This is a genomic window from Moorena sp. SIO4A5, from assembly GCF_010672005.1.
Lineage (GTDB): Bacteria > Cyanobacteriota > Cyanobacteriia > Cyanobacteriales > Coleofasciculaceae > Moorena.
Window position 1 is genome coordinate 1 of sequence record NZ_JAAHHZ010000455.1, and the last position, 3,873, is coordinate 3,873.

Below are 3,873 nucleotides of genomic sequence, written 5' to 3' on the forward strand. Positions count from 1 at the left end.
TAAGCATATGCGCTACGCGCACGCTGCGCGAACAGCAGTCAGCGGTCAGCCGTGAGCCAAGGCCAATGGCCTTGGCCATTGGCTGATAGCAGCTGAATGATTACTGATAGTTAGGTTTTGTTAAAAAAACTATCAGTAAACTGTCGCAACCCGAAATACCATTTAACGACCGGGTCCTTTAAGTAAGGTTGTAGAAGTCTCATCTTCGTAGATTCTTCGTAGTATGCACTCGATGCAGCAGATTCAGAGGCAAGCAAACGGTCAATTACTTCTAGTATTTCTGGGGCTTGAGAATGCTCTGCCTGGAGATAATCGATAATATTGTAACGATACCAAGGAGCTACATTAGGTATTTGTCTAAGTTTCTCGCGAATACGATCCGCGACGACAAAATTATGCTTAGTGAATAAACGGTGCCAGTAATCTCTGGAATGAAGATTGATATGTCCATGGCCGCTCTGACTAGGAACTGCTGCTGAAAATACCACGATTGGCGCAACACTAGTCATCCAGCTGATTAGTATTGGAGATGTTTCAGGTTCTAGGTGTTCAGCAACTTCCAGAGAAATAGCAAGATCGAAATTCTGGTTGGAGAAACGATTAGCAATGGCTACTTCGTCATTTAGATCAAGTTTGTGAAATTCAATAGATGATTCTGAGAAATCAGGTTCCGAATAACCATCTACAGCTGTTACCTCTACACCCAATCTGGCCAGCTCTCTAGTAAGATGCCCAGGACCACACCCAAATTCTGCCACACGTTTTGGTTGATAAGTTTTAACGATTGTTGACGCTATAGCTTGATAATTGGTATCGAATATTTCACTAGTAAAATATTCTGAATTGTAATCAAATGCAGCCTGAGTCATAGAATTTATTTCAAAGTTATACGTGAGGTGAAACCGAGACATATCTTACATCAAACAAGTGATACTAGATAGCTCTGAAAATGGTTTTGAATTTACAGGCACTCAGTTGAGAAATTAAACAAGTTAGGGTAGCCCATATATCTATCAAGCAAATTGGCGAAGTTTATTTTACCATCAAAGCCAAAAGTCTTGAGTCCAGTAATAAAAGTTTACATTGTTATCCTATCGTTGTTGTCAACGGATGCAGTCGGCCAAAGGAGGTTTCCCTGATGAGCAACTACCAGTGCGGTCTTGGGGGTTTCCACGCCAGTCGCTCATCTGACTCCCCATCTCCCCATCTCCCCATCTCCCCTCTGTTTCCCTATTCCCTGTTACCTATTCAACAAAGCTTGCATTACTCCACAGTAGCTATCCATTCAGTAATCCCATCTGCGATCGCATTAGCCAATTGCCTTTGTTCTCGGGGATTGCTAATCCATTCAAATTCCACCGGATTAATCATAAATCCCAATTCCAATAGCACCGAAGGAGCTTTGTGAGGACGGGTTAGGGCGAGATTATTCCAAAATACTCCGTAGGATGGACGCCGGAGCTTTTGGACTAAATAATTATGCAAAAACACTGATAAATCGTGGGCTTGGGTATGATACCAAAACATTCCGATCCCAGCAGTATTAATAGCATCACCATAATCTGGTAGCGCATTGTAATGGATAGAAAGGGCAATCGTTGGTTCTAGTTCGTGAATCATATCCATCCGGTCTCGTAATGACACATCCTTGTCAGTTTCCCGTGTCATATATACCGTTGCTCCCCGTTGTACCAATTCCTTTTGCAACAGTTTCGAGACTACTAAATTAACATCCTTTTCTGGATACCCATTCGGTCCGCTAGCTCCTGTTTCGGCTCCCCCATGTCCGGGATCGAGCAGTATCTTAATTCCTGCTAACCGCTGAGTCGATAGACCCAGTATTCCTCTACTGCTCAAGTTGGGTGGATGTCTCAGAGACAGAATTAGAGTAGTGCCTTCATACCTTAAGTCATACCCCCACTGCTGCTCAGATTTGAGTCTAAAATTATACTCCACCCGGTCTGGAGTCACTTGGTACCAGTCTAGGCGCTTAATCACTGGGTCATCATTTAGGAAAATTGTATCCGTTTGAGCGGTTAGATTATGTAGCGTTAGGGTAAAGGTTTTATCGGACTGCTGCACACTCACTGGTACTGGTATCTCTAGGGGAAAGAGAATTTCTGTTGCTCCAGGTACCTGTCGGGAGGTGATACTGCGAATAATCGACTTCGGGGGAGTTGCACCAGGAATCACCTTGGTTTCCTTCTGGCGAATCCAAGCACCATAATCAAGACGTAACCAGTCTCCCTCTTTGCCCGTGACGGCTGCTCTAGTTCCCTTTGGTAAAGGCGTTAAGCGAGAATAGTTAGTACTCGGTCCAGTGCGGGCAACCCCAGCCTCTTCTATTACCTCTATTACCTCTAAGCGGTTACGAGAGAGAATTTCCACTGTACCTGTACCCCGCTGACTGACTCTCTCGCCATTGAGATTTAGTTGAAACACAGGGTTGCCAAAATTACCAGCTTGTGATACTTCAGCGCATCCCTGGTAGTTATTAATGACTGCACGAGGTGTAGGTTGGTTTTGACCAGTCAATACGGCAAAATTGGAGGGAAGTTGGGCATCTTGGGATTGAGGGAGTAAGGAAATCTGTTGATTGCCCAGGGTGACAGAAACTTTAGCACGAGGGGATGCGATCGCACCAAAACAAATCTGTTCTCCAGGTAATCTAGCAATATCTGCTGCTGGGGTCAGGGAATCTTTGGCAAATCCCAAACCTTGTGGTAACTGTGGTTCAGTAGACAGCCGGGTTACGGTAACTTGAATTTCCTGGTTTAGATAGCGCAAGGTAAACCGATTTTCTCCCAGCTGCAAAGGGAAACTAGGAGCAAAATTCCCACTTTGGCTACGGGGGATAGGTTTACCATTGACCAACACCTCTGAAGTAGGGGCTGCAGTACCAATCAAGAAAATTTTCTCTGCAGTAGTTTTATGCTCACGGGGGGGATAGGCCAGGAAAAGGGGTTGCTCAGCCGAAACAGGTAAAACAGGTAATGTAATCACAGAAGCTAGTATTGCCCAACTCAGGATTTTTTGCATGCTTTCTCGTCAACAGCAGGATAGGTTACCAGTCAATAGCCCAATCTTACCAGCACTATCGCAATCTGATTTAGCCTGAGCTCGATATCAGCAACTATTGTCCCATTGAGTCGTGTCTAGCTAATCGTAGGGTGGGCAGTGCGTACCAAAGCACTTTGCAAGCTTCATTATCTGTCTGATGCACTGCCCACCCTACATGAACTGTCTAATCTCTAGTCTCTAATCTCTAGTGAGAGTAATTGATTTTCCCGGAATTTTTAACCAGAATTTGCGAAATAATCCACCAATCCTTCTGTGTACTCCCACTAACCTTGCTCAATTATTCTTTGGGGAGATGATAGTCAATGGTGCTAGGCATCCCTGGATTGAATGGTAAACTTTACCCATTAACCAAGAATTTCAACAGTTTCACCTCCAACAGTGTAAAATTCTAGTGTAAAATTCTAAGGCATCTTATATAGCAATTCTTACTGCGATACACTTAAGTGTTGCCCAGGTAAATTCCGGTTTCTATATTTGGATGGCTCTAACCCTAACATTTTCCTATAGCATTATTGTAGGAATTCCAAGTTATATGGAAAGAATCAATTAGATGTGGGCCTAGAGCAAGTATTATTCTTTCACTAAATTACCCACTCATGCAATTTGTGAATGGTTTACATTTCCGTAATTTGCGCGGTGATGTCTTTGGTGGTCTGACTGCTGCAATTGTTGCACTACCATTAGCCCTAGCCTTTGGAGTATCCTCCGGTGCTGGGGCAATTCATGGTCTTTACGGCGCTATTTTTGTTGGTCTGTTTGCCGCTCTGTTTGGCGGTACTCCCTCTCAGATTT

5 protein-coding genes are annotated in these 3,873 nt (G+C 44.0%); 3 read left to right on the forward strand and 2 right to left on the reverse strand.

What is annotated here, in order from left to right:
• Nucleotides 1-110: 110 nt before the first annotated feature.
• Together F6K57_RS39045 and F6K57_RS39050 are read right to left on the reverse strand one after the other, a co-directional pair.
• Nucleotides 111-869, reverse strand: coding sequence for a methyltransferase domain-containing protein (locus F6K57_RS39045; RefSeq protein ID WP_293019272.1), 759 nt, complete (start codon nucleotides 867-869; stop codon nucleotides 111-113).
• Between the two features lie 394 nt (nucleotides 870-1,263).
• Entirely contained in the window at nucleotides 1,264-3,039 is a 1,776-nt protein-coding gene (locus F6K57_RS39050; protein ID WP_293074045.1) for an N-acetylmuramoyl-L-alanine amidase, read from the reverse strand.
• A gap of 229 nt (nucleotides 3,040-3,268) precedes the next feature.
• Between F6K57_RS39050 and F6K57_RS39055 the strand changes: the two genes are divergently transcribed.
• The 3 genes from F6K57_RS39055 to F6K57_RS39060 all read left to right on the forward strand — a co-directional run.
• On the forward strand, nucleotides 3,269-3,415 hold the full coding sequence (locus F6K57_RS39055) for a hypothetical protein (protein ID WP_293019270.1): 147 nt from the start codon (nucleotides 3,269-3,271) through the stop codon (nucleotides 3,413-3,415).
• A gap of 81 nt (nucleotides 3,416-3,496) precedes the next feature.
• The gene (locus F6K57_RS42315; RefSeq protein ID WP_364305972.1) at nucleotides 3,497-3,631 is read left to right on the forward strand and encodes a sodium-dependent bicarbonate transport family permease; all 135 of its coding nucleotides are present in this window, start codon (nucleotides 3,497-3,499) and stop codon (nucleotides 3,629-3,631) included.
• 46 nt (nucleotides 3,632-3,677) lie between these two features.
• On the forward strand, nucleotides 3,678-3,873 hold a 196-nt coding region (locus F6K57_RS39060; RefSeq protein WP_293074047.1), incomplete at its 3' end, for a SulP family inorganic anion transporter.

Bases quoted from the DNA above. Each gene is read 5' to 3' on its own strand.
- F6K57_RS39050 (WP_293074045.1), bottom strand. From the start codon at position 3,039: ATGCAAAAAATCCTGAGTTGGGCAATACTAGCTTCTGTGATTACATTA.
- F6K57_RS39045 (WP_293019272.1), bottom strand. From the start codon at position 869: ATGACTCAGGCTGCATTTGATTACAATTCAGAATATTTTACTAGTGAA.